The sequence below is a fragment of the Mycobacterium sp. NGS41 genome, assembly GCF_059812725.1.
Genome location: NZ_JCALDF010000025.1, coordinates 57,635 through 80,631 on the forward strand (window position 1 = coordinate 57,635; position 22,997 = coordinate 80,631).

23 protein-coding genes are annotated in these 22,997 nt (G+C 65.8%); 18 read left to right on the forward strand and 5 right to left on the reverse strand.

The window, feature by feature from the left end; genetic code table 11:
• Positions 1–57 precede the first annotated feature (57 nt).
• The 3 genes from AC5Y21_RS19835 (at position 58) to AC5Y21_RS19845 (ending at position 3,087) form a co-directional block, all read left to right on the forward strand.
• The gene (locus AC5Y21_RS19835) at positions 58–420 is read left to right on the forward strand and encodes a YciI family protein (RefSeq protein WP_499914929.1); all 363 of its coding nucleotides are present in this window, start codon (positions 58–60) and stop codon (positions 418–420) included.
• Positions 417–1,640 (forward strand): RNA polymerase sigma factor, encoded by a 1,224-nt coding sequence (locus AC5Y21_RS19840; RefSeq protein ID WP_499914906.1) that lies wholly within the window; start codon positions 417–419, stop codon positions 1,638–1,640. Before AC5Y21_RS19835 ends, AC5Y21_RS19840 begins: the two co-directional genes overlap by 4 nt.
• Before the next feature lie 85 nt (positions 1,641–1,725).
• Positions 1,726–3,087: an ammonium transporter gene (locus AC5Y21_RS19845; protein WP_499914930.1), complete on the forward strand. Its 1,362-nt coding sequence runs from the start codon at positions 1,726–1,728 to the stop codon at positions 3,085–3,087.
• 2 nt (positions 3,088–3,089) lie between these two features.
• On the opposite strand, the gene AC5Y21_RS19850 is transcribed toward AC5Y21_RS19845, so the two are convergent.
• The 4 genes from AC5Y21_RS19850 to AC5Y21_RS19865 are packed head-to-tail and all read right to left on the reverse strand — an operon-like array spanning position 3,090 to position 6,273.
• Entirely contained in the window at positions 3,090–3,425 is a 336-nt protein-coding gene (locus tag AC5Y21_RS19850) for a GNAT family N-acetyltransferase (RefSeq protein ID WP_499914907.1), read from the reverse strand.
• The gene (locus AC5Y21_RS19855; protein WP_499914908.1) at positions 3,422–4,390 is read right to left on the reverse strand and encodes a pirin family protein; all 969 of its coding nucleotides are present in this window, start codon (positions 4,388–4,390) and stop codon (positions 3,422–3,424) included. The genes AC5Y21_RS19850 and AC5Y21_RS19855 overlap by 4 nt, the downstream gene beginning before the upstream one ends.
• Positions 4,391–4,418: 28 nt before the next feature.
• A complete protein-coding gene (locus AC5Y21_RS19860) occupies positions 4,419–5,801 on the reverse strand; it encodes an acyl-CoA dehydrogenase family protein (protein WP_499914909.1) in 1,383 nt (460 codons plus the stop codon).
• Positions 5,802–5,856: 55 nt separating this feature from the next.
• Complete coding sequence (locus tag AC5Y21_RS19865; protein ID WP_499914910.1) at positions 5,857–6,273, reverse strand: WhiB family transcriptional regulator; 417 nt, start codon at positions 6,271–6,273, stop codon at positions 5,857–5,859.
• A 144-nt stretch (positions 6,274–6,417) separates the two neighbouring features.
• On the opposite strand from AC5Y21_RS19865, the gene AC5Y21_RS19870 reads away from it, so the two are divergent.
• From AC5Y21_RS19870 to AC5Y21_RS19900, 7 genes are all read left to right on the forward strand, one after another.
• Positions 6,418–7,182: a helix-turn-helix domain-containing protein gene (locus AC5Y21_RS19870; protein ID WP_499914911.1), complete on the forward strand. Its 765-nt coding sequence runs from the start codon at positions 6,418–6,420 to the stop codon at positions 7,180–7,182.
• Positions 7,145–8,002: a C40 family peptidase gene (locus tag AC5Y21_RS19875; protein WP_499914912.1), complete on the forward strand. Its 858-nt coding sequence runs from the start codon at positions 7,145–7,147 to the stop codon at positions 8,000–8,002. The genes AC5Y21_RS19870 and AC5Y21_RS19875 overlap by 38 nt, the downstream gene beginning before the upstream one ends.
• Positions 8,003–8,014: 12 nt before the next feature.
• Entirely contained in the window at positions 8,015–8,374 is a 360-nt protein-coding gene (locus tag AC5Y21_RS19880; protein WP_499914913.1) for a DUF4226 domain-containing protein, read from the forward strand.
• A gap of 61 nt (positions 8,375–8,435) precedes the next feature.
• Entirely contained in the window at positions 8,436–9,281 is an 846-nt protein-coding gene (locus tag AC5Y21_RS19885; RefSeq protein ID WP_499914914.1) for an SDR family NAD(P)-dependent oxidoreductase, read from the forward strand.
• A 180-nt stretch (positions 9,282–9,461) separates the two neighbouring features.
• Positions 9,462–10,919 (forward strand): DUF4226 domain-containing protein, encoded by a 1,458-nt coding sequence (locus AC5Y21_RS19890; RefSeq protein ID WP_499914915.1) that lies wholly within the window; start codon positions 9,462–9,464, stop codon positions 10,917–10,919.
• 48 nt (positions 10,920–10,967) lie between these two features.
• Positions 10,968–11,285, forward strand: coding sequence for an ESX-1 secretion-associated protein (locus tag AC5Y21_RS19895; RefSeq protein WP_499914916.1), 318 nt, complete (start codon positions 10,968–10,970; stop codon positions 11,283–11,285).
• On the forward strand, positions 11,282–11,587 hold the full coding sequence (locus tag AC5Y21_RS19900) for a DUF2694 family protein (protein ID WP_499914917.1): 306 nt from the start codon (positions 11,282–11,284) through the stop codon (positions 11,585–11,587). The genes AC5Y21_RS19895 and AC5Y21_RS19900 overlap by 4 nt, the downstream gene beginning before the upstream one ends.
• 3 nt (positions 11,588–11,590) lie before the next feature.
• On the opposite strand, the gene AC5Y21_RS19905 is transcribed toward AC5Y21_RS19900, so the two are convergent.
• Positions 11,591–11,734 carry a hypothetical protein gene (locus tag AC5Y21_RS19905; RefSeq protein ID WP_499914918.1) on the reverse strand — a complete coding sequence of 48 codons (144 nt, stop codon included), beginning with the start codon at positions 11,732–11,734 and terminating at the stop codon, positions 11,591–11,593.
• An 80-nt stretch (positions 11,735–11,814) separates the two neighbouring features.
• On the opposite strand from AC5Y21_RS19905, the gene AC5Y21_RS19910 reads away from it, so the two are divergent.
• From AC5Y21_RS19910 to AC5Y21_RS19945, 8 genes are all read left to right on the forward strand, one after another.
• Positions 11,815–13,029 carry a DUF5631 domain-containing protein gene (locus tag AC5Y21_RS19910; protein ID WP_499914919.1) on the forward strand — a complete coding sequence of 405 codons (1,215 nt, stop codon included), beginning with the start codon at positions 11,815–11,817 and terminating at the stop codon, positions 13,027–13,029.
• 59 nt (positions 13,030–13,088) lie between these two features.
• The gene (locus AC5Y21_RS19915; RefSeq protein ID WP_499914931.1) at positions 13,089–13,418 is read left to right on the forward strand and encodes a DUF2710 family protein; all 330 of its coding nucleotides are present in this window, start codon (positions 13,089–13,091) and stop codon (positions 13,416–13,418) included.
• 85 nt (positions 13,419–13,503) lie between these two features.
• Complete coding sequence (gene eccB / locus AC5Y21_RS19920; protein ID WP_499914920.1) at positions 13,504–15,021, forward strand: type VII secretion protein EccB; 1,518 nt, start codon at positions 13,504–13,506, stop codon at positions 15,019–15,021.
• Positions 15,022–15,023: 2 nt separating this feature from the next.
• The gene (gene eccCa / locus AC5Y21_RS19925) at positions 15,024–19,100 is read left to right on the forward strand and encodes a type VII secretion protein EccCa (RefSeq protein ID WP_499914921.1); all 4,077 of its coding nucleotides are present in this window, start codon (positions 15,024–15,026) and stop codon (positions 19,098–19,100) included.
• A 98-nt stretch (positions 19,101–19,198) separates the two neighbouring features.
• A complete protein-coding gene (locus AC5Y21_RS19930) occupies positions 19,199–19,498 on the forward strand; it encodes a PE domain-containing protein (RefSeq protein WP_499914922.1) in 300 nt (99 codons plus the stop codon).
• 9 nt (positions 19,499–19,507) lie between these two features.
• Entirely contained in the window at positions 19,508–20,704 is a 1,197-nt protein-coding gene (locus tag AC5Y21_RS19935) for a PPE domain-containing protein (protein WP_499914923.1), read from the forward strand.
• A gap of 81 nt (positions 20,705–20,785) precedes the next feature.
• Entirely contained in the window at positions 20,786–22,585 is a 1,800-nt protein-coding gene (locus tag AC5Y21_RS19940; protein WP_499914924.1) for a serine/threonine-protein kinase PknH/PknJ, read from the forward strand.
• A gap of 31 nt (positions 22,586–22,616) precedes the next feature.
• Positions 22,617–22,997: protein kinase domain-containing protein (locus AC5Y21_RS19945; RefSeq protein ID WP_499914932.1), on the forward strand; the 381-nt coding region annotated here is incomplete at its 3' end.

The window sequence follows — 22,997 nt, forward strand, 5'->3', positions numbered from 1 at the left end:
GTTTCGACACCGGAGCGTAAGAATTCGTCGAAGCTGAGCGGAGTCGCCGTGAAGTACATGATCTTGATTCAGAGCAATCCGCAGTTCCTCGAGCGGTGGGAGGCGCTGCCGGAGGAGCAGCGCGAGCGGTTCGGCCGCGACCATCGCGCGCTTAGCGCCGAGCTCGCCGACGCCGGTGAGTTGGTGGCGTCCGAAGGTCTCGCGGACCCGGCACTGGCGAAGCGTGTCACCGTGGCGGCCGACCAGACAATGATCACCGATGGGCCTTTTGCCGAGTCGAAAGAGCACTTGGCCGGCTTCCTGCTCATCGATTGCGAAAGCGAGGACCGTGCCTTGGCGATCGCGGCGCGCGTGCCCGACGCCGTCTGGGGTCTCGTGGAGGTCCGGCCGGTGCTCGATTTGAGTGAATGGGACATGTGAGCACCGCCGAGCCGGCCGTCACCGACCTGCTGCGCGAGCTCACTCCTCGCGTGCTTGGTGTGCTCGTGCGTCGTAACGGCAGCTTCGATGACTGCGAGGACGCCGTCCAGGAGGCGTTGCTCGCCGCCACGGTCAGCTGGCCGATCGACGGCGTACCTGAAAACCCGACCGGCTGGCTGATCACGACGGCGTCGCGGCGTCTAGTCGAAACGTGGCGCAAGGAGACCGCGCGTCGGCGCCGCGAAGACGCGTATGCGCTCGAGCCCGCGCCGCCGCCAGATGCAGCGTCGGAGGTCTCGGAGGTAGATGACACGCTGCCGCTGGTGTTCTTGTGTTGTCACCCCGAGCTGACCGTGCCGTCGCAGATTGCACTGACGCTGCGCGCGCTCGGCGGCCTCACCACCGCGGAGATCGCACGCGCTTTACTGCTACCGGAGGCCACGATTGGGCAGCGCATCAGCCGGGCGAAGGCTCGCATCCGCGACAGGGGTGTGCAGTTTCGGATGCCGACCGCGCGCGAGCGCGACGAACGGCTGCCCGCGGTCCTGCAGGTGCTGTACCTGATCTTCAACGAGGGCTACACCGCGACCGCGGGCGAGGCCCTCGACCGCGTCGAGCTGACCTCCGAAGCGATCAGAGCGACCCGGCAGCTGCGCGAGAGCCTGCCCGACGACGGCGAGGTCGCCGGGTTGCTCGCGCTGATGCTGCTGACCGACGCTCGCCGCGGCGCCCGGACCAACCCAGATGGCGCGCTGATCCCGCTCGCCGAGCAGGACCGCGCCAGGTGGGACCGAGCCGCCATCGCCGAAGGCGTCGCGATCGTCGAGGCGATATTGCCGGTTGCGAAGCCCGGGCCCTACCAGCTGCAGGCGGCGATCGCCGCCGTGCACGACGAGGCCGCAGACGTCGAGGGGACCGACTGGCCACAGATCCTCGCGTTGTACGACGTTCTCGTCGCTCTCGCGCCCGGGCCGATGGTCGCTCTCAACCGAACCGTCGCCGTCGCGATGGTCCGTGGCCCGGCCGCCGCACTTGCCGAACTTGACGAAGCTGCGGCACACCCCGCCCTCAACGGACACCACCGCGTCGATGCGGTGCGGGCGCATCTGCTCGATGAGCTCGGCGACCAAGAAGCCGCCCGCGAGTACTACATTCGGGCGGCCCAGCGCACCCGCAGCCTGCCCGAACGACGCTATCTGCTGGCCCGCGCGACGCGCTAAGAGGCCGTACCTGGTTTCCCACTTCTTCGGCGGCAGATAGCCAACTCTGGCGATGTCCCTCATCGACAACGCCCGTCTGGCGTCCATGCGCAAGATCGCGCCGATATTCTCATCGTCGATTCTCCAGAGAGGCGCAACGTTGAACATCGATCCCGCCGCTACCGCCTGGCTGCTGGCCAGCACCGCCCTCGTGCTGTTGATGACGCCCGGGTTGGCGATCTTCTACGGGGGCATGGTGCGCACCAGCGGCGTGCTCAACATGATCATGATGAGCTTCATCTCCATTCCGCTGGTCACGGTTGCGTGGCTGCTGGTCGGTTACAGCCTGGCGTTCTCCGACGGCGGCGCGGGCGGATTCCTCGGCGGATTGGCGCACGCGGGGATGAGCGGTATCGGCCCCCAGACCCTGCACGGCCAGGTTCCCGAACTGCTGTACGCCACCTTCCAGTTGACCTTCGCGATCATCACCGCCGCCCTGGTCAGCGGCGCCATCGCCGACCGCGCCAAGTTCGCGGCCTGGATGGTGTTCGTACCGGTCTGGGCCGTGGCGGTGTATTCCGTTGTGGCGCACTGGGTGTGGGCGCCCAGCGGTTGGCTGGCCAAAATGGGCGTGCTCGACTACGCGGGCGGGTTGGTCGTCGAGATCGTCTCGGGGTGCTCGGCGCTCGCGTTGGCGCTGGTGCTCGGTCCACGCATCGGGTTCAAGGCGGAGGCCATGCGGCCGCACAACCTGCCTTTCGTGCTCCTCGGGGTGGGACTGCTGTGGTTCGGCTGGTTCGGGTTCAACGCCGGTTCGGCGTTGGCCGCCAGCGGTTTAGCCTCCGCGATCTTCCTCAACACCCTCGTTGCCGGCTGCCTGGGCATGCTGGGATGGCTTGCGGTGGAACGGGTCCGGGACGGCAAGCCGACCACGTTCGGCGCCGCGTCCGGAGTGGTGGCCGGCCTGGTGGCGATCACGCCGTCGTGCGGCACGGTGAACACCCTCGGCGCCGCTGTCGTCGGGCTGGTGGCCGGGATCGTGTGCTCATTCGCGATCCTGGTCAAGTTCAAGCTCAACTATGACGACTCCCTTGACGTTGTCGGCGTGCACTTCGTCGGCGGCGTCGTCGGCGTGCTGTTGATCGGGCTGCTCGCCACCGCGGTCATGACCAACGGCCCGAAGGGGCTCTTCTACGGCGGCGGACTGGGCCAACTCGGCAAGCAGGCTTTGGCGATGGTGGTGGTCGGTGTCTATGCCTTCGCGGTGAGCTACGTGCTGGCGATGCTGATCGAGCGTTTCATGGGCTTCCGGGTGAGCGCCGCCGACGAGAAGAGCGGTGTCGACCTCACCCAGCACGCCGAGACGGCCTATCCCGAGGGCGTGTACGGCCACCAGGCCCCGCGTCGTTCGTCACTCGGCGAGCGGGACGCGTTTCGCGCTCCCCCAGACGACGACGAAGACGGCTGAGTTCATGGCAGGTTCTGCGCCCACTGTTGCGCCTCGACGGTGACGGGATCGGTGATGTCGTCGAACTCGGGATGCTTCTTGAGCACGGTGACGACCATGGAGCACAGCGGAACGATGCGCTTGCCCGCATCCCGCGTCGCGTTGAGCGCCTCCTCGACAAGGATGGTCGCCAAGCCACGGCCGCCGTACGCCGGATCCGTCTCGGTGTGGTGGAAAATGCGCTGATTGCCGCGATCGGCATATTCAGCGAGGCCGACGGTTTTGCCCTCCACCTCAATGGTGAACTGGCCGTCCTTCGCGCTGACGGTGGTTTGTGCACCGGTCTTGTCGGCAGTCATTCGAATTCCCTTCTGTTTGGTATCGGTCGAGGCCGCAGCCGGGTGGTGGGCAGCGGCGGGGCGGGCAGGCGGGTGATGGAACCTTGGTACCCGCAAACAGCCCCGAAGCGTTCGTCGCCGTCCTCCCATAGTCGGCGATAGCTCACGATGTCGTCGTGACTGCGCCCGACGAAGTTCCACCACATCACCAATTCTTCGGTGAAGGGGGTGCCGCCGAGCAGCAATACCCGCGCCGGCCGCTCTCCGGTGTTGCGCAGTTGCAGCGCGGCGTTTCCCGCGCTCTGGTATCCGAGATCGGCGACGGCCAGGGCGGTCCCACACATCTCTACCTCGCCCATGTCGCACAGTACGCCGTGTTCGAATGAGGGATCGACGTCGATGTCCAACTGAGCACGCTGCCCGAGATCGACTTGGGCGCCCAGCAGCGGAGTAAATGTCGGTACAGGCGAACGACTGCCGGCTAGTTCTCCGAGAAAGACCCGCACCACCGCATCCGGCAGCGAAATCGGTGCGGGCGCATAGTGAACGAAGTCTCGGTCAGTGTCGCGAGCGAAGTCCGGCAACGCCAACCAAAGTTGCGCGCCGTGCAGAATCGCGCCGGAACGTGATGCTTCGGAGTGAGCGATGCCCGCTCCCGCCGTCATCAGGTTCAGCTCGCCGGGCCGGACTACGGCATGGACGCCACCGCTGTCGCGGTGCTCCACTTCCCCACTGAACAACCAACTCACCGTTTGCAGTCCGGTGTGGGGATGAGGCGGAACGTCCATCTTCGCTGAGACGGGACCATAGTGGTCGACGAAACACCAGGCACCGATCAGTGAGCGTTGGCGTTGTGGAAGCGTGCGCTGCACACGTATTGCGCGCGGCCCGCCCAGTGGAACCGCACGCGGCTGCAGCACCTCGATACCGGCGGCCCGTGAAGCGGTGCACGCGAATTCGACCGGTGCGGCCTCGAGATTGCTCACCTACCCGACGCTACCTTCAATCGGGGCCTCACCGCCCTGGCGGCCGCAGCACCTTCATCGCCAACCGCATGACTGGTTCGGGAACCCGATCCTGCATCGACAGCGCGGCATCGGCGGCGCGCGATCGTAGCGGGGTGCCGCGACCGAACATCCGGTTAAGCGGTCCGCCGGACGGCTCGAGCACCACATGCAGCGGCGGCGTGTCCACCGCGGCGCCCAGCGCGTTGGAGATGACCATCCGCTGAATCTCGCTGGTGCCTTCAAAGATGGTGTACAGCTTCGCATCCCGATACCACTTCTCCACCGGGTGGTCGGTGATGTAACCCCAGCCGCCCATGGTCTGGACGGCGCGTTCGGTGGCCTTGACGGCGACCTCGCTCGCCGCGAGCTTGGACATCGAGCCCTCCCCCCGCTCGAACGGCACACCCTGGGCGGCCATCCAGGAGGCGCGCCAAGTGAGCAACCGGGCGGCGTCGATCTGGGTGGCCAACTCCGCCAGCGGAAATGCGATGCCCTGGTTGTCGATAATCGGTCCGCCGAACGCCTCCCGCTCGGTGGCGTAGGCCGTTGCATACTCCAGTGCGGCGCGGGCGATCCCGATCGCCTGGGCGGCGACCATCGGGCGGGTCTGCTCGAAGGTGCCCAGCGTCGCCGAACCGGATCGTTTCCCACCGGCCACCACTTCGCGGGCCTTCGCGAGTTTTTGATCGAGCTTCTCTTGTCCGCCAAGCAAATTCGCAGCCGGAACCCGCACCCCGTCGAACCGCAACTCGGCGGTATGAGACGCCCGGCAGCCCAGCTTGTCAAGTTTGCGCACCAGTTCCAGTCCGGGTACGCCACCCGGTACCACGAACAGCGCCTGGCCACGGTGGCCTAGTTCCTGGTCGACGACGGCGTTGACGACGTGGACGTTGGCGATCCCGCCGTTGCCGATCCACATCTTGTGTCCGTCGATGATCCAGTCGTCACCGTCGCGGCGGGCGGTAGTGCGTAGATTGCGCACGTCGCTGCCGCCTTCGGGTTCAGAGATGGCCAGCGCGGCGAGCTTGATATCCCCTGGCGTTCCGAAGCATTCGGGCGCCCACTGCAACATCTGCTCGGGCGATGCGGCCTGACCGATCGCCGACAACGCCAGGGCCGGCATGACGATCGCTAAACCGATGCCCGCGCAACCCCAGAACAGCTCCTCCATGAACATCGGCAACGAGATACCGGTCGGGTCGCCGATCAAGTCGCGGTAGAACAACGGGCTATAGAACCCGCGCTGTGCGGCCTCTTCCAGCACGGGCCACGGGAACTCCTGCCGTTGGTCGTACTCGAGCGCGACCGGACGTATCACAGTTTCGGAGAACTCGTGGGTGCGCCGGGCGAGGTCGTGTTGCGCTGCCGTCGGCGTCAGGTCGAACGTCATGCATGCGCGGCTACCCGGTCGGATGGGTCAGCAAACTGTTGCGCCGCTCTCGTCGTCAGGCGGCAGAACGGGGGTCCACTCGCGCGGCCGGAAGGTGCACCACCACCGCGGCCACCGGAATGGCATCGCGTTCACGGCGTGCGAGCAGCGTCGCGTTCTCGGGCAGCTCTCTGGCGTTGATTTCGCCGGCGGCGATACGCCGCAACACGTCATGGGCCCGGGCGAGCTGCTCGCGTTTGCGGTACTGCCCGCCGGGAAGTTTGACGCCGGCCCAGACTCCGTACTCTTCGCGATGCTTGATCGCACGCTGGGCACACAGTCGCTGCTGGGCAAGTGGGCAGCGGCGCAGGCATTGGATCCGCGCCTCGGTCGCTGAGCGCTCGTACGCGCGAGCCTTTGCCGCTCCGTCACCGCAGTCGTCGTCGGGGTAGCCGAACCACAGTTCCGGGTTGGTGGCGCAGGGATGTCCCATCTGATCTCCTTGTCCGAGAGGGCGAAACGTAGGCAAAAGCGTATACACGCAAACCTGCCGACCGCAAGAGAAACGTGATAGAAACGTATACACGCTTGAATCGCCGAAGCTTGTGTAATATCCGGCTTGTGGCCGGAGGGTGCGATGAGCCGTGAATCCGCCGGCGCGGCGCTTCGGGCACTGCGCGAGTCGCGCGACTTCTCACTGGCGGATTTGGCCGCCGCGACGGGCGTCAGCATCATGGGGCTGAGCTATCTAGAGCGCGGCGCCCGAAAACCGCACAAAAGTACTGTTCAGAAAGTTGAGAATGGACTGGGGTTGCCGCCCGGCACCTACTCGCGGCTGCTGGTGGCCGCCGATCCTGATGCCGAGTTGGCCCGGCTGATCGCCGCACAGCCACCTGAGCCGCTCGTCCCCCGGCGCGCAGGTGCGGTCGTGGTCGACCGCCAGAGCGACACGGAAGTGCTCGAAGGCTACGCCGAAGCCCAGCTCGATGCCATCAAATCGGTCATCGAGCGACTGCCTGCGACAACATCAAACGAATATGAGACGTATATTCTCTCTGTGATCGCTCAATGCGTGAAGGCAGAGCTGCTGGCCGCCAGTTCGTGGCGGGTGGCGGTGAACGCCGGGACCGAGTCGGCCACCCGGCTGATGGAACATCTGCAGCAGCTCGAGGCGACGCGCAGTGCGCTGCTGAAGCGGATGCCCACCAGCTTGAGCGCGCGGTTTGATCGCGCGTGCACACAGTCGGCGTTGCCGGAAGCCATCATCGCCGCACTGCTGGGTGTCGGCAGCGACGAGGTGTGGGACATCCGTAACCGGGGAGCCATCCCGCCGGGCGCACTCCCCCGGGTTCGGGCCTTCGCCGATGCCATCGAGACCTGGGGAACCCTTGGTTCAGAGTGAGATCGGCGAGTTGAGCCGTGCCCACCAGATGTTTGTCGGCAACACGCGGCACGCGGTGGTGGACGCGGGCACCGGACAGTACCCACACCTGCTACAGCGTGCCGCCGGAGTGAATACCGCTGCGGGACAAGGCCGCTACCGGTTCGCGGTGCGCCGGAGCCGGGACGATCTGCTGTCGGCGGCACGAACGGACGCCGCGGCCACAGCCGTTCTCGCCGGTGCCCAACGGGATCGGATGCGGGCGCATGAGCTGACCAAGGGTGTGCTCGACGAGGCCCGCGCCGATGCTGCCGTCGCGCCGGTCACACCACTGGCCCAGCGTGAAGCGATCCGGCGTCGGGTGGCGCGGCTGCGGGCTCAGCGCGCGCACGTATTGGCGGCCCGCTGGCGGGCGCGACGACGCGTTGCGGCGTTACGGGCGCTGCGGTACCGACTGTCGCACCAGCGCGGCGCCAGAACCGGGCTGCGGCTGCCGTCCGCCGGCGGGAGGGCCGCGATCGCGGTGCGTGCCGCGCTGTCGCGGCTGGGTCGGCCGTATGTCTGGGGCGCGACCGGGCCCAACCAGTTCGACTGCTCGGGTTTGGTCCAGTGGGCCTACGCGCAAGCGGGCATTCACCTGGATCGCACCACGTATCAGCAGATCAACGAGGGGATTCCGGTGCCGCGCGGGCAAGTCCGTCCGGGCGATCTCGTCTTTCCGCATGCCGGGCACGTGCAGATGGCGATCGGCAACAATCTGGTCGTCGAAGCGCCCTACTCGGGCGCGTCGGTGCGGATCAGCCGGTTGGGCAACTACGTGCAGATCCGTCGGCCGGTCTAAGGAGGCAGAACCATGGCGGAGCACACCGGACCTTCGGCGTCGGCCATTCAGGCGCAGCAGTCGGCGCTGGCAAGTCGGCAGAATGCGGTTGCCGACGCCGACCGGGTGCTGACAGAGGTGCTCGCCAGCGCTCATGCGGAGATGGGTGAGAGCGTGCGTCGACTCGACGCGATTGCTGCCGAAATCGACCACGCTGTGTCGGACCAGTCCGGCATCGACACGCCATTGGGGGCGCGCGAGTTCCAACGGTTCCTCGTTGCCAAACAACGAGAGATCGCAGCGGTCGTGGCGCACGCTCACGAACTTGCTCAGGCGAAAAGCGCTGCGTTGCAAGAACTGCGGGAACACTACCCAGTCGCGCGACAGCGCTAAAGGGTGGTTGCCGGCTGCCCGAACTCCCGAAGAATTGCGAACGCGAAGATATCCTTTCGGAATGGCGTCGAGCGTGTCAGGGAAAATCGCATTCATTACCGGCGGCGCGTCCGGCATCGGCGCCGCGTTAACGGCCAAGCTGCTGGACGGAGGCGCTGAGGTCTGGATCGCCGATCGTCAGATCGACGCAGCGCAGGAGCTGGCGCAACGCCTTGGCAGTGGCGGCGCAAAGGCGCACGCGATCGAGCTCGACGTGCGCAGCCTTCCATCGTTTGAGCAAGCCGTCGCCGAAGTGGTGCGGCAATCGGGGCGGATCGACTACCTGTTCAACAATGCCGGCATCGGGGTCGCCGGTGAAGTCGACTCATACGCGCTCGATGACTGGAACGACGTCTTCGACGTGAACCTGCGCGGTGTGGTGCACGGCATCCAGGCGGTCTACCCGATCATGATCCGGCAGCACTCCGGACACATCGTGAACACAGCGTCCATGGCCGGCCTCGTCACCACCGCGGGCCAGGCGAGCTACACCGCCACCAAACATGCTGTCGTTGCGCTCTCGAAGTCGTTGCGGATCGAGGCCGAACGCCACGGTGTGCAGGTCTCGGTGCTTTGTCCAGGCGTGATCCGAACCCCGATACTCACCGGCGGAGTGTACGGGCGGACCAAGCTGGCCGGCGTCAGCGACGACGAAATCCTCAAACTCTGGGAGCAAATGCGGCCGATGGCACCCGAAAAGTTCGCCGAGCGGGCCTTGCGTGCCGTGTTACGCGGAGACGCGATCATCGTGGTGCCAGCGGCGTGGAAAGCATGGTGGTATCTGGAGCGCCTCTCCCCGGCGTTGTCGATGCGATTTGCAAAAGTTGCGCTCAAACGCATCCGAGATGCGCAGTCGACCATCTCCTGATCCGCTGGGCCCCGGAAACCGCGAGCTGTGGAAAAACCCCCAGCTGTGTATGAACCCCAGGGTCACCCGAGAGCGGTCCGCACGGTGAATTGTCGACCGCAACCCGGCTACGTACCGTCACCCGACATGGAGGGCTCGCGACGTCGCCGGCAATGCGCCGCGCTGCGTGTCGGCTAGCCGATGTCGACGTATCAGGACCTAGCCGACGCGATGAAGCGTGTCCGGGAGGCGACGGGTGACCCGCACGGCTGGGAGGCTGGGCTAACCCGCGGTGAGGTTTCTGCTGTCTTCGCCCCGAACACCGATATGGAACAACTCGACGCGATTCTGCGCAAAATCCGCCAACAACATCCGGACGTGTTCAACCCGGGGACCAGGCCGCCAGGCGAACCGCCGTCGGGCCGCCTGGAAGGCGACGCCGCCGAAGCCATAGCGCGGGCTGAAGCTGCGCTGGCACACCAGAATTCGGCAAGTTCTCAACTAGACCTGCAAGTGATTTCGGCGATCTTGAATGCACACCTCAAAGCGGTCGACGGTAGAGAAGCGCTGACCAAGTTGCAGCAAGATATCGAAGCCGCCCTACGCACACGATCAGATCTGGACACTCCCGCGGGAGCGCGCGACTTCCAACGGTTCCTCATCGGCAAGCTGCGCGATATCCGGGCAGTGGTCGCCGACGCGAGTCTTGACGACACGTCGAAGTCAGCGCTGATGGCTGCATGGACATCGCTGTACAACGCCTCCAAGGCTGGACCCAGCGGTGCCGGCGATGTGCGCCCGACAGTTCCCGTCGCCGCTGGCGCCCCCACGCCCGCAGGCGGCGGCCCAGATGCTGGATCGGATCCGTACCTGGATGCCCTGCTCGCTGACGATCCCGGCCTGCTGGCCGGAGAGTCGCCGACATCTGTCACAGCGGCTCCCGCGACGCCAAGCATGCCGATGTCGTCGGCGATACCAAGCATTCCCAACCTCGGCGGAGGAGCGATGCCGGGCGGCGCAGCGCCGGGCTCGATGTCCGGTTTGGGTATGCCGGCCGGGCTGCCACTTTCCGGGCCGTTGCAGGGCAGCGGAATTGATCCGACGCTGAGAGATCTCGGCGACGAAGCGCCCCTGACAGCCGAAGACCGCGAACCCACAGACCATGACGGGTCGGACGACCCCCACGATAAGGACAGCGAACACAAGGACCCGCAATCGGGGAAGCCCGAATCATTGCCGACGGGCCCGACGACCGTGACGCTGCCCGACGGCGACACGGTGACGGCCGCCAGTCCGCAGTTGGCCGCGGCGATCAAGGCCGCTGCCGGCGGAGTCCCGATCGCAGATGCCTTCCGCCAACAGGGAATTACGATTCCTTCGCCTGGGACGCCGGTTGCCCACCCGATCGAGCCGGCGCGGGTCATACCGGGAGATGTCGGGATGTTCACCGATCGTCACGCGCTGGCGCTCGGCCACAGCAAGGCGATTATGGACGGTCAAATTCAGCACATCTCGACCGTAAGCGGACCCAGCTTTCTAGGCTGGGAACATCCTCCGACGCCCGCGGCTCAACCACCGGGCACGGCGCCGGCGCCGACCGAGGCGCCGACACCAACCAGACCGGCGGCCGCGCCCGCTGGATTGACCAGGTCACAATGATGAGCCCGCCGATCTCACCACCGGCGCAGGAAAAGAAGGAGGCAACGGATGGCTGATCAAGTCCACGTGGTGCCCGCGCAGTTGCGCGCAGCTGCTGCTCAGCACGAGCAGATCTCCGACTATTTGCGGACCGTGCCGTCCGCGCATGCTGCGATTCAGGAGAGCCTGGACTCACTCGGACCGATCTTCGGCGAGCTTCGCGACGCCGGACGCGAACTGCTGGAACTCAGACGACAGTGCTACGAGCAACAGGCCGACGACCATGCCGATCTGGCGCGCAACCTCAAGATCACGGCGGCGGCGTGGGACCAGCACGAGCACGAAGCGGCACGCAACCTCGGCGGCGTCGCCGACGGCGGTCGATGACAGACGCCAATCCCGCCTTCGACACCGTTCATCCGAGCGGACACATCCTGGTCCGCTCGTGTCGCGGCGGATATATGCACAGCGTCGCGCTGAGCGCCGAGGCGATGGACACCGACGCGGCGACCCTGGCGCGGGGCATCCTGCTGACCGCCGATGTGTCGTGCCTCAAGGCACTACTGGAAGTGCGGGACGAGATCGTGGCGGCCGGGCACACCCCGTCCGCGGAGGTTCCGAACCCGCACGATCTCGACGCCGCGATCGAGAAACTGCTGGCGCACAGATTGCGCCGTCGCGGCAGCTGAAGCTCAAATCAACCAGGTCTTGGCGGCGTCAGGATCGGGGATGATATCGACGGGTGGCTCGATCGGATTGGCGCCGAACAACTCTCGTGCGCGGACGAGCAGCGCCCGCACCTCGTCGAGTTGCTGCTGCAGCGCAGAATCAGCCATGGCCACACGCTACCCACGCGGTAACGGGCGCACAATTCACCGGCTGCGGCAGCCACCGAAGATGCCGGTACGCTTGGCCGGTGGCGATCTTCGGTCGGAAAACGGCGCGTCAGCGCCTACGGAGAGCGGCGCAGGAATCCCTCACGATTCCGGCATTCAGCCCTCCCATCGATTGCACTCCGTGGGTGATAGGTGGGCTTTGGCCCGCTGAGCTGTCGACGATCACGGCCGAAAACGAAACGGTCGCAGACCATCTCAGGGACGACCTGCAACGGATCGCCCGGGGCGCCAATGACCGGTTGAAGACGGTCAGGCGAGCCGGCATGGCTGATCCGGTCCGCCAGGCAGAAGAGGCCCGTGTGATTGACCAGGCCCGCGCCCGCGCTGTGCGACGAGTCGAGTCGACACTGCGCCATTTACGCCCGATGGCCGGCCGGGGACCCACCCGTCACGTGGGGCCGCGGTCCGCACCGGATCCCGCCGGTACTGACACTTACGTCGACAAGACACAGGTCATCCCCGCGGTCAGGGACCCAGAACCCCCGCCACCCCCCAGTCGAGCGACGAAGATCACCGTCAGTCCGGACGTGGTGCGGGCCGCGCAGCAACCGACACCACAGGCCCGCCCGGAACCCGCTCCAACGGTCGATGCCGAGTCCGACAGCAAACGATTGCAGCGGCTGCTCGCGTTTGTGGTCCGCCAAGAACCCAGGTTGAACTGGGCCGTCGGCGACTACGCGGACGGCCGGACGGTGCTGGTCACTGACCTCGCGCAGGGCTGGATACCGGCGGGCATCACCCTTCCGGCAGGCGTGCGGTTGCTGATGCCCGAACAGCGCACCGGCAACGTTTCGGCCTTGCTGGGCGACACACTGCGCGTGGTGACCTACGCGCCCGGCGACTCCCTGGACTGGCCGGCCGACTTCGCCGAGACGCCATCATCGGTGCAGCCCCGCGAACTGCCGCCGGTCGATGATTTGGGATGGGACCTGGGCCAGGCTACGCACTGGCGCGATGGCTTGCCGCGGATGGTGCATACGTTGGCGCGGGCCGCCGCGGCGGGGACGGGCGTCGTCGACGACGAAATCAACCTGCTACGAGTACATCTCGATACCGCGCATCAGCAACTGCTGGCCCAATATCCCGATGTCGATCACGCGCATTTGCTCAATTGTCTGTTGTTGGCGGCCACCGAAGGGATGGTCACCGGAGACCCGATATCTGCGAATTACCATTTGTCCTGGTTCCAGACGCTCGACGCCCCACCGGCCAGCCGGTGGCAGACAACTCCGTGAGCCTGGCGAGCGAAGCCAGACCTTGAATTGACGCTGGTGGGAGCGGTCGACATACTGTCATCGTGTCGGGGTCGGACGGTCGCATCGAGCTGGGTGACCGGAAGGACCGAGATCTCGTCGAATCAGTTCTGCGTGAGCTCAGCGAGGCTGCTGACAAGTGGGAAGCCCTTGTCGCGCAGGCCGAAACCGTCACATACAGCGTCGACCTGGGCGATATTCACGCCGTCGCGAATTCCGACGGTCGGTTGCTCAAATTGACGTTGCATCCGGACGTGATGACCGGATATGCACATGGGGAATTGACCGACAGGTTGAACCTCGCGATCGCAGCACTGCGCGAAGAGGCAGAAGCCGAGAACCAAACCAGGTACGGCGGCCAACTACGCTGACGCCGGCGCCGATGCAGCCCGGCGATGTAGCACGGGACAACGCATTGGTTGCCGGGCGAAAAACCCTGCCGAAAGGAGAATGAGAGTGCCACTTAATCTGTCCAACCGGGACCAGAATTCGGGGCACCTGTTCTACAACCGGCGGCTGCGTGCTGCGATCACGAGGTTTTCCGTGCGCATGAAGCACGACGATCGCAAACAGCAAGCGGCGGTGGCACTGTCGATGGTGCTCGTTCTCATCGGCGTCGGCTGGATGGCCTTACTGCACATCATGAAACCCGCCGGTCTGATCGGTGAATCGGCGATTATCGGCGACCGCGATACCGGCGCGGTGTACGCGAAGATCAATGGGCGCCTCTACCCCGCGCTCAACCTGACATCCGCGCGATTGGCGATAGGCAATGCGGCCACCCCGGCCTGGGTCAAGGCAGGTGAGATCGCCAAATTCCCGACCGGACCGACGATCGGCATTCCCGGTGCGCCTGACAGCCTGCCGGTCACGCCGAATGCCGTATCGGCGTGGTCGGTCTGCGACACCTCGACCAACGGGGCGGCCACCCGGGGCAACGGGACGGGTGCCGTGGTGACATCTATCGCGGGCCAACTCTCGCCGTTCGGTCGGGCCGCGGCGATGAGTCCCACGCAGGCGATCCTGGCGACTCACCGCGGCGCGACCTACGTGATCTGGCGAGGGCAGCGGTCCCGGATCGACCCAACCGAGCGGTCGGTGACCTTCAATCTCGGTCTCGATCCCGGGGTGACCTATCCGGTCGAAATGTCCAATGCCCTGTTCGACGCCATGCCGTCAACGGAACCCCTTGTGTTACCGACTATTCCGGATGCCGGGACACCGTCGAAATGGTTACCGGAGGCCTCCGGGGCCAGGGTGGGCAGCGTCCTGGAAACCCGCGATGCCAACGGCGTTGTCAATGGGTTCTACGTACTGCTGCCCGGCGGTGTGCAGAAGATCAGCGGCTTCGTCGCGGACCTGCTGCGCACCGGTGATTCGCAGGGTTCGACAACGCCGACGTTGATCGCACCGGACAAGCTGATACACATTCCGGTTGTCGATGTCCTCAACGTCGACTACTACCCATCCGGAAAACTGGATTTCATTGATACATCGGCGAATCCGGTGACCTGCGTCGGTTGGGAGAAGCAATCCGGTGACCCACAGGCCAGAATGACCGTCTTCAGCGGGCGCGGTCTGCCGGTGCCCATCAGCATGGATTCTCACGTGGTGCGCTTGGTTCGCGACGAACGCGATCCCGATTCGGCGGAGGCCAACCAGACACTGGTGCTGCCGGGTGCGGCGAACTTCGTCGCGACGACGAGCGGCGTTGTCGCCGCCGGCAGTCGAGAGAGCCTGTATTGGGTTTCACCGCAAGGAGTTCGGTATGGCATCCAATCGGATCAACGGACTCTGCAGGCACTGGGGATGGATCCGCACCACGCGGCGCAAGCGCCCTGGCCGATGGTCCGCACATTCGCGCGGGGACCCGCGATCAGCCGTGACGCCGCGCTGGTGGCCCGCGACACCCTCCCCGGGGGCGGAATTGTGGCGCCCATTCCGGAGCCCAACGAGCAGAACGTCGGAGGTTAGACATGTCCAAACGAGGGTTCGTCCGCGCCGGCCGCAAGCCGCCACCGAACATCCCGCCGGTGCGGATCGCCATCGGCGCGCCCCTGGCACTGCCCGAACGCGAGCCGCGAAACATCCTGCTGATGATCGCGCTTCCAGCGCTGCTGGTCGGGATCATCGGCACGCTGGTGGTGATGTACGCGTCGGGGATCCGATCCTTGCAGTCCGGGTTCTTCCCGATGATCGGCCTGGTGGGATTCGGCACGCTGATGTTCAGCGGACGCTTCGGACGAGCCCGCCGGATCAGTTGGGGGGAGCAAGAAAAGCAGCGCCGCAGCTACCTGCGCCAGCTCGACGAGGACCGCGACGAAGTGCAGCGCGCGGCCCAAGAGCAGCGCCGGGGCCAGCTGTTCGTGCACGCTGATCCGCAGCGACTGGATACGGTCATCGGCGGGCCGCGGATGTGGGAGCGGCGGCCCGGCGACTCGGACTTCCTCGACGTCCGCCTCGGTATCGGCGTGCAGCAAGCCAACGAATCGGCGGTGTCGCTGCAATGGCCCGACGTTCCTGTCGGCGAAGAACTAGAGCCGGTAACCGGCGGCGCCCTAAGGGATTTCATACTCGAGCAGAGCAAGATTCGCGGGATCGGCAAGGTGCTGAGTCTGCGGTCAAGTCCCGGCTTCAGCTTCATCGGCGAAGAACTGAGCGACCTGCACAGCCTGCTGCGGTCGGTATTGTGCTCGCTCGCGGTCTATCACAGCCCCAACGATCTCAAGCTGATGGTGGTCACCCGCCACCCCGAGTCGTGGTCTTGGTTGGTGTGGCTGCCGCACAATCAGCACGACGAGATGTTCGACGCATGTGGACTGCGGCGGTTGGTGTTTGCGTCTCCCACGGAGTTGGAAGAAGCCCTCGATGCCGAGTTGCACCGCAAAAGCCGGGGACCGTGGACCCCGCCGGTCGGAAGCAGCCCGACGTCGATGCCGTCGCCCATGGAGCCGTTGAGCGGCCCAACCCTGGGACCGCATTGGGTGATCGTCGACGACAACGTCGGTACGCCGGAGCAATGGGAGGGCGTGACGGGGCAGAAGGGTATGGCCGGCATCACGGTGCTGCGGTTGGCGACACGGGGCGGGGTCGGCGTCGGATTTGACGGCAACCAGCGGTTCGCGCTGCGCGAAGGCCGACTCACACATCGCGAAACGTTTTACGCCGTAGCAGATATGCTCGCCGAGAGCACCGCCAACCGATACGCGCGGGCGCTGGCCCGCTGGTCACCGATGAGCGCAGGAGACCTCTCTGAGACCGACAGCCAGGGCGGTGAACTGCTGCGGGCACTCGGTATCACCGATCCGCGGGAACTCGACGTCTACAGGCTCTGGGCCGATAGCCGTGGCCGCGGTGACCACAAGTGGGCGATGGTGCCCGTCGGCGTCCGGCAGGGCGGTGAGCTGCAGCATGTGATACTGCGCGCCAAGGACTTTGGCGGCTACGGGTTTCACTCTGTGGTGATCGGAACGTCCGGCTCGGGCAAGTCGGAGTACTTTCTGTCGCTGTGCAGCGGTATCGCGCTGACACACTCCCCGGAGACGTTCATCGTGATCTTCGTCGACATGAAGTTCGAATCGGCGGCCCAAGATCTGCAGGGTTTTCCGCACGTCGCGGGTTCGTTGTCCAACCTGGGCAAGGATGACCGCCACCTGGCCGAGCGGATGCGCAAGGCGATCAATGGCGAGATAGCCAGGCGCTACCGCCTTTTCAAGGATGCGGGTGCTCGTGATGCCAACGAGTACGAGGAGATGCGGCTCGCCGGAAGAGATCTGGAGCCGGTACCGATTCTGCTGGTCATCATCGACGAGTACCTCGAGTTGTTCATCCACCATCCGGAGTGGATCGATCTCGTCATCCACATCGGGCAGGAAGGTCGCGGCTGCAACGTCTTCTTTACGCTCGGTGGCCAACGGCTGGATCTCTCCTCGTTAAGTAAAGTCAAGAGCAATATCGCCTTTCGGGTCGCACTACGCGCCGAAACCGCAGAGGACTCGCGCGACGTCATCGGTAGTGACTCGGCGCTGCATCTGCCGTCGAAAGAGAACGGATACGGCTTGCTCAAAGTCGGACCGCGCGACCTCGAGCAGTTCAGGTGCTTCTACGTGTCGGCTCCGTTCGTGGTGCCCAAACGTGCGGTCAACGTGGACAAGACTGTGGCGGTGAGCTTTTCCCAACCACGGTCGTACACGTGGGCGTACCAGCCGCTCAGTGAAACCGACAGCGCGGCTCTGGCGGTGGCCGACGAACCCGAAGAGCCCGACGAGTTTCTCTTCCATGCCGATGGATTCCGGAAAAAGAAGCTCGTCGACGTGATCCGGGAGTCGCTCGTCTCGCACCCCGCGCGCCCGCCGCATCAGATCTGGCTTCCGCCTCTGGAAGTCAGCGAACCAGTGGATGCGCTGGTGGCGCGCTGGCGCGGCAAGCCGTGGGATGTCGACTACGGGGAGAACCCCGGGCTGGTGTTTCCCGTTGGGATCGTGGACATCCCCGACGAGCACACTCAACGAGTGCATGCAATCGACGCGGAGATGGACAACATCATGGTGGTCGCCACCGCCCAGCGCGGCAAGTCCACCACGTTGATGACCTTGATGACGTCGGCGGCGCTGATGTACCGGCCTGAGCGGGTCACGTTCTTCTGCGTCGGGGCGTCGCTGTACCCGGTCGAGGAGTTGCCGCACGTGGCGTCTGTGGTGAGCCAGACCGACCGCGAGGGCGTGTCGCGGACGATCGCCTCGCTGGAGGGAGTGATCCTCGCCCGCGAGGCGTCGTTCAAGCGCTACCAGATCGACATCTCCGAATTCCGGGATCGGCGCTTCGGTACCGGCGGGGTCGGCCCGACCGATCCGGACGACAAATTCGGCGACGTCTTCCTCGTCGTGGATAATTTCAGTGATCTCTACGAAAAGGACGCCGTCACTGGAGACCGACTGATCGCGATCGCCCGCCAGGGCCTGTCGTATGGGGTGCACGTCATGACCAGCGCCACCGCGTGGTTGGTCGGACAGAAGCAGCAGCTGGTCAATGTGTCGAACGCACGCATCCAGCTACGGTTGAGCAATCCCGACGAAACGCAGATGGGCGAAGGCTTCGAGCGCAGAAAAGCCGCCCGCAACACGCTGGACAGGCCTGGGTTCGGGGTCACGCGCGATGGCTATGAGCTGCTGGTGGGGGTGCCGGAGATCAGCGCGGCCACCGGTGGACGCGTGGCTACCCGCGAGATCGGCCCGCTGATCGCCGAGTTGACCGGCGCCGGCCGGGTGGAGCGGTTGGCGCGGTTGCCCGAGCGGATCGAGCTCAGCCAGGTGCTCGCCGCCTTCGCAGACACCGCCGACGGCGCCGACCCGCTGAACGTCCCGTTCGCGATCGGCGAGAGTGCGCTGCAACCGGTGGCGCTGGGCACCCGAATGGTGCCCAACCTGCTCGTCGTGGGTCGCCAGCTGTGCGGGAAGACCACAGCGTTGGCCGCCGTTGGCCAGGCAATCGCCAGCCGCTTCAGCCCCGAGCAGGCGCAGATCAGCATCATCGATCCCAAGACGTCGCTGATCGGCAAGATCCGGGGTCCGCATGTGCGTGCGTACGCCTATACCCAGGACGACGTCGACGAGGTGATCGAGGGATTGGCGCAAATCATGCGCGACCGCCTGCCGCCGTCAGGTTTGAGTCAGGAAGAACTGCTGAACCGGGGCACCTGGCAAGGGCCGCACCATTTTCTGCTGATCGACGACGAGCAGGAGCTGCGGCCGCACGGCGTCATCGGCAAGAACGCGGCGACGGCGCCGTTATGGGGATTGATCGAACGCAGCCGGGAGATCGGGCTGCACGTGATCGCCTCGCGGTTACCCGGGAACTGGGCAGGGGTGTCGGTCACGAACCCATTCCTGCAGAAAATGACCAGTTCGCGGGCGCCCACGCTGTTCATGGACAACGACCCGGCAGCCGTGAAGGTGTTCGGCCGGATAAGCGCGCAGCAGCTGCCCCCCGGACGGGGTCTGCTGGTCACCACCGACGGCGCGATCGAAGGAGTGCTGGTCGGAGCACCGGAATAGTAAGCGGCCGCAGTCGTACAACCTGACTCGACAGCGTGCAGCGCCCTTCTTAAACTCAGACAGCTCCAGCGGGGCCTTCAAACAAGGGAGATCGATATATGGGTGGCTTGTTCAGCATGATTCCGGACGGCGTCGATTTGTCGGCAGCTGCCGAGGCCGGGATCAGCGAGGAGATGGCGGCTACTACCGCGGCCGGCGCGGCGGCGCTCACCGGTGTTCTGCCGATGGCGGCCGACGCAGACTCCATCGAGTTCGCCGCCGCGCTGAACGCCGCCGGAGCGGCCTACCTTGGCTCCGCGACCGAGCACGTCGGGCAGCGCGCCGCCTTCGCGGGTGCGCAAGGCATGGCCGCCGGCACCACGACCGCCGTCGAGGCGATCAACGCGGGCCTGCTGTAAGAGGACAGCATGGCCGACCCGAGGTGGACAGGGCCGCCCGAGCTGATCGCGGCGATTTTCGAGGCAGGCAGCGCGGCCTCGGTGATGGCCAACAACCTGGTGTGGGTCACCGAGACCGCGAACAAGGAACTGTCGATGGGTCTTTCGGCGGTCAACACCCTTGCCACGGCCGCGCAATGGCAGGGTTTGGGCGCGGTTGCTTCGATGGTCGCCGCAACCGGGCTGAACGCGGGATTGCAGACGCTGGTCGGCTGGACAGCGCACAAGATCAGCGTCACACAGGCTGCCGTGGAGGCCTTCACGATCGCACAGTCCTCGGTCATCCCGTCAGTGGTCTCGCAGACCAACCGGGACGAATGGACCGTGCTGAACGCCACCAACTTCTTCGGTCAAAACACCCCCGCGATCGTCGAACGCGACACCGAGTACTTCGGTGTGCACTGGCCGCACAATTCACTTCGCGGCTGGACATATTCCGGCGTTATCGGCGCGCTGGTCACCGAACTGGGCCTGCCGCCGCCTGTCGCCCCACTGGGGGCGTCACCGGCTGCGCCCGCGGCGGCCGCAGAAGCTGTCGGGCAGGCGGCCGGACAGACTGGCATGACCAATGCGATGCAGGCGTCGACTCAGGTCACCCAGACCGTCGGGCAGACGGCAGCAACGCCCGCCGATGCGAGTGGCCACCTCAGTTCCCTCGTGCAGCAGCCAATTTCGATGATGTCAAGCGCGGCGGAACCGCTTAAAGAGGTGCTTCAGGCGCCGATGCAGTCATTTCAGGGCTTCACCAGCCTGCCGCAAACGATGCTGCAATCGATGGCCGGCATGTTCCCCGCGGCTGCGGGGCCGAATGCGGCTGCTGCCGTGGCCGAACCGGTGCTGGCCGGCGGCGGAGCCGTGGGTGGTGTGGGCGGCGCGTCGGCTGGCGGCGCCGGCGGGCTGGGAGCCTTCCCCGGTGCTGGTCTGACCAGCTACACGCGGCCCACCAGTAGTTTCGAGCCGGAGACCGGCGGCAGACCCGTCGGCCTGCGCGCCGGCGTGCTCAATGCCGCCGAAATGCGCAGCCCCACAACCACAACCGGCATGGGCGGTGCCCCGATGCCGCTTGCTCCGGCGGGCATGGCGGCGCGCGGCGGCGGAGGCGAGTCGGACGAGGACGTCGCGCGCGCCCGGGTCGTCGTCGACGGCGACCCGACCGACCCACGCTAGCGCCATACTGGACAGGTGATCGCCGTGCTAGCTCGTCCAAGGGACGGTCAGTCCCACGATGCATTTGGTGCGGGCTAGGGCATGCTTAGCGCCGGATCGGTGGTCGGGGGGTATCGGGTCGAGCGGGTATTGGGTTCGGGCGGCATGGGTGAGGTCTATCTGGCCGCGCATCCGAGTCTTCCCCGCTACGACGCGCTCAAGGTGCTCAACGCTGAGTTGTCCGGGGATCCGGATTTTCGGGCACGGTTCGTTCGGGAAGCCGATGTCGCGGCCCGCCTGGACCATCCCAACATCGTCTCGATCTATAACCGCGGGCAAACCGATGAGGGCCAGTTGTGGATTGCGATGCAGTTCGTCGACGGCACTGACGCGGACCAGGTGTTGCGGTCCGGCACCATGACGCCGGCGCGTGCCGTGTACATCGTTGGCGAGGTCGCCAAGGCGCTGGACTACGCCGATCAGCGTGGTGTCGTGCACCGGGACGTCAAGCCGGCCAACTTTCTGCTGTCGGGTCCGATCGGGCCCGACGAGCGAGTTTTATTGGGGGACTTCGGGATTGCCCGCGCGCTTGGTGATGTGGGGTTGACCGGCACCGGGTCGGTGTTGGCGACGCTGTCGTATGCATCGCCGGAGGTCCTCAGCGGCCTCCCCTTTGATGGGCGCTCAGACCAGTATTCGTTGGGGTGCACCCTGTTTCGGTTGCTGACGGGCAAGGCGCCGTTCGCGTGGTTCGACGGCATGGCCGCGGTGGTCGCCGCGCACCTGCAGGCCCCGCCGCCGCGGGTCAGTGAGTGGGCCCAGGGGTTATCGCCGCGCATGGACGCGGTGATCGCGACCGCGATGGCCAAGGATCCGGCGCGCCGCTTTTCCTCGAGTCGTGAGCTTGCGGCGGCTGCCACGGCCGCACTCGGTGATCCGGTGGGCTCCACTACTGCTCCATGGCAACCGATTTCGAGCGGCCAGGTCAGTTCGTACTTGCGCCCGACGGACTCAACCGGCCCTCAGTGGTGGCAGCCCGTCGGGACCCGAACGATGGCGGCGCCGTCCGGCCCGCCTTCCTACACCTGGCAACCCCCACCGCCCGGCGTCCTGCGACCACCCCCGCAGCCGAACAGGCGGCGACGTCGACGCCGGATCGTGATCACGGCCACGGCCATCACCGCAGCCGTTACCGCAGCGGCCATTGCGCTGACGTTGACCGTGCAATCGCAGCCACCGCGCGCCGCATCCCCGTCGACATCGGCCACGCCGACTTCGGGAGGCTCGCCGTCGAGTCGGGCGCCCACCACCACGGGGCCACCGGGGCCGCCGGTGGCCGTTTCGGCGCTCAGCGGCTTCTTGCTGCCCGCCGAGCAAATCACCACAATCATGGGAACCCGGAACATGGCAGTCGCCGAATCGTCGAGTGACACCTTTGTCGACGGCTCCCCCTACATCTCCGCAAAAGACTGCAGCGGCCCCTACGAACCTGCTGACGGAACGGCATACGCCAACACCGGAGCCATCGGTTCGCAGTTCCAATTCCTGCAGAATCCCACCCGTCCCGAAGCTGTGCAGCAAGCTCTCATTGCCTTCCCGACCGCTGACACCGCCCAGAAGGTGCTCGCCAATCAACACCAGAAATGGTCGGCATGCGCGGGGCGAACGTTTACGGTAACCCTTCCGAACGAGACGCCCCACCGGTGGACCTTCAGCCCGCTGACAACCCCCGACGGCACCCTGGTCCTGTCGACCTCGAAAGAGAACACGAGCTATGTCGGATGTCAGCGCGCCCTTGCCGCGCGCAACAACGTCCTCATCGATGTCGGTGCCTGCAATCTCAGCCTCGACAGAAAAGGTGTGGAGATCCTCAATGCCATCGCCGCGAAAATCCCTCTGTAGCCGCGCCCGATAATGTGAGACCTCGATGGGAATGCTCAGCGTCGGATCGGTGGTGGCGGGCTACCGGATTGAGCGGGTGCTGGGTTCGGGCGGCATGGGTGCGGTTTATCTGGCCGCCAATCCGAATCTTCCGCGCCATGACGCGCTGAAGGTACTCAGCGCGCAGCTGTCCGGCAATCCCGACTTCCGGGCCCGCTTCGTCCGGGAGGCGGATCTCGCGGCGCGGCTGGATCACCCGAACATCGTGTCGATCTATGACCGTGGCCAAACCGGCGAGGGCCACCTATGGATTGCGATGCAGTTTGTCGACGGCATCGACGCCGACAAGGCGTTGCGCTCGGGAACCATGACGCCGGCGCGCGCGGTACACATCGTCGGCCAGGCCGCGAAGGCGCTCGACTATGCGCACCAA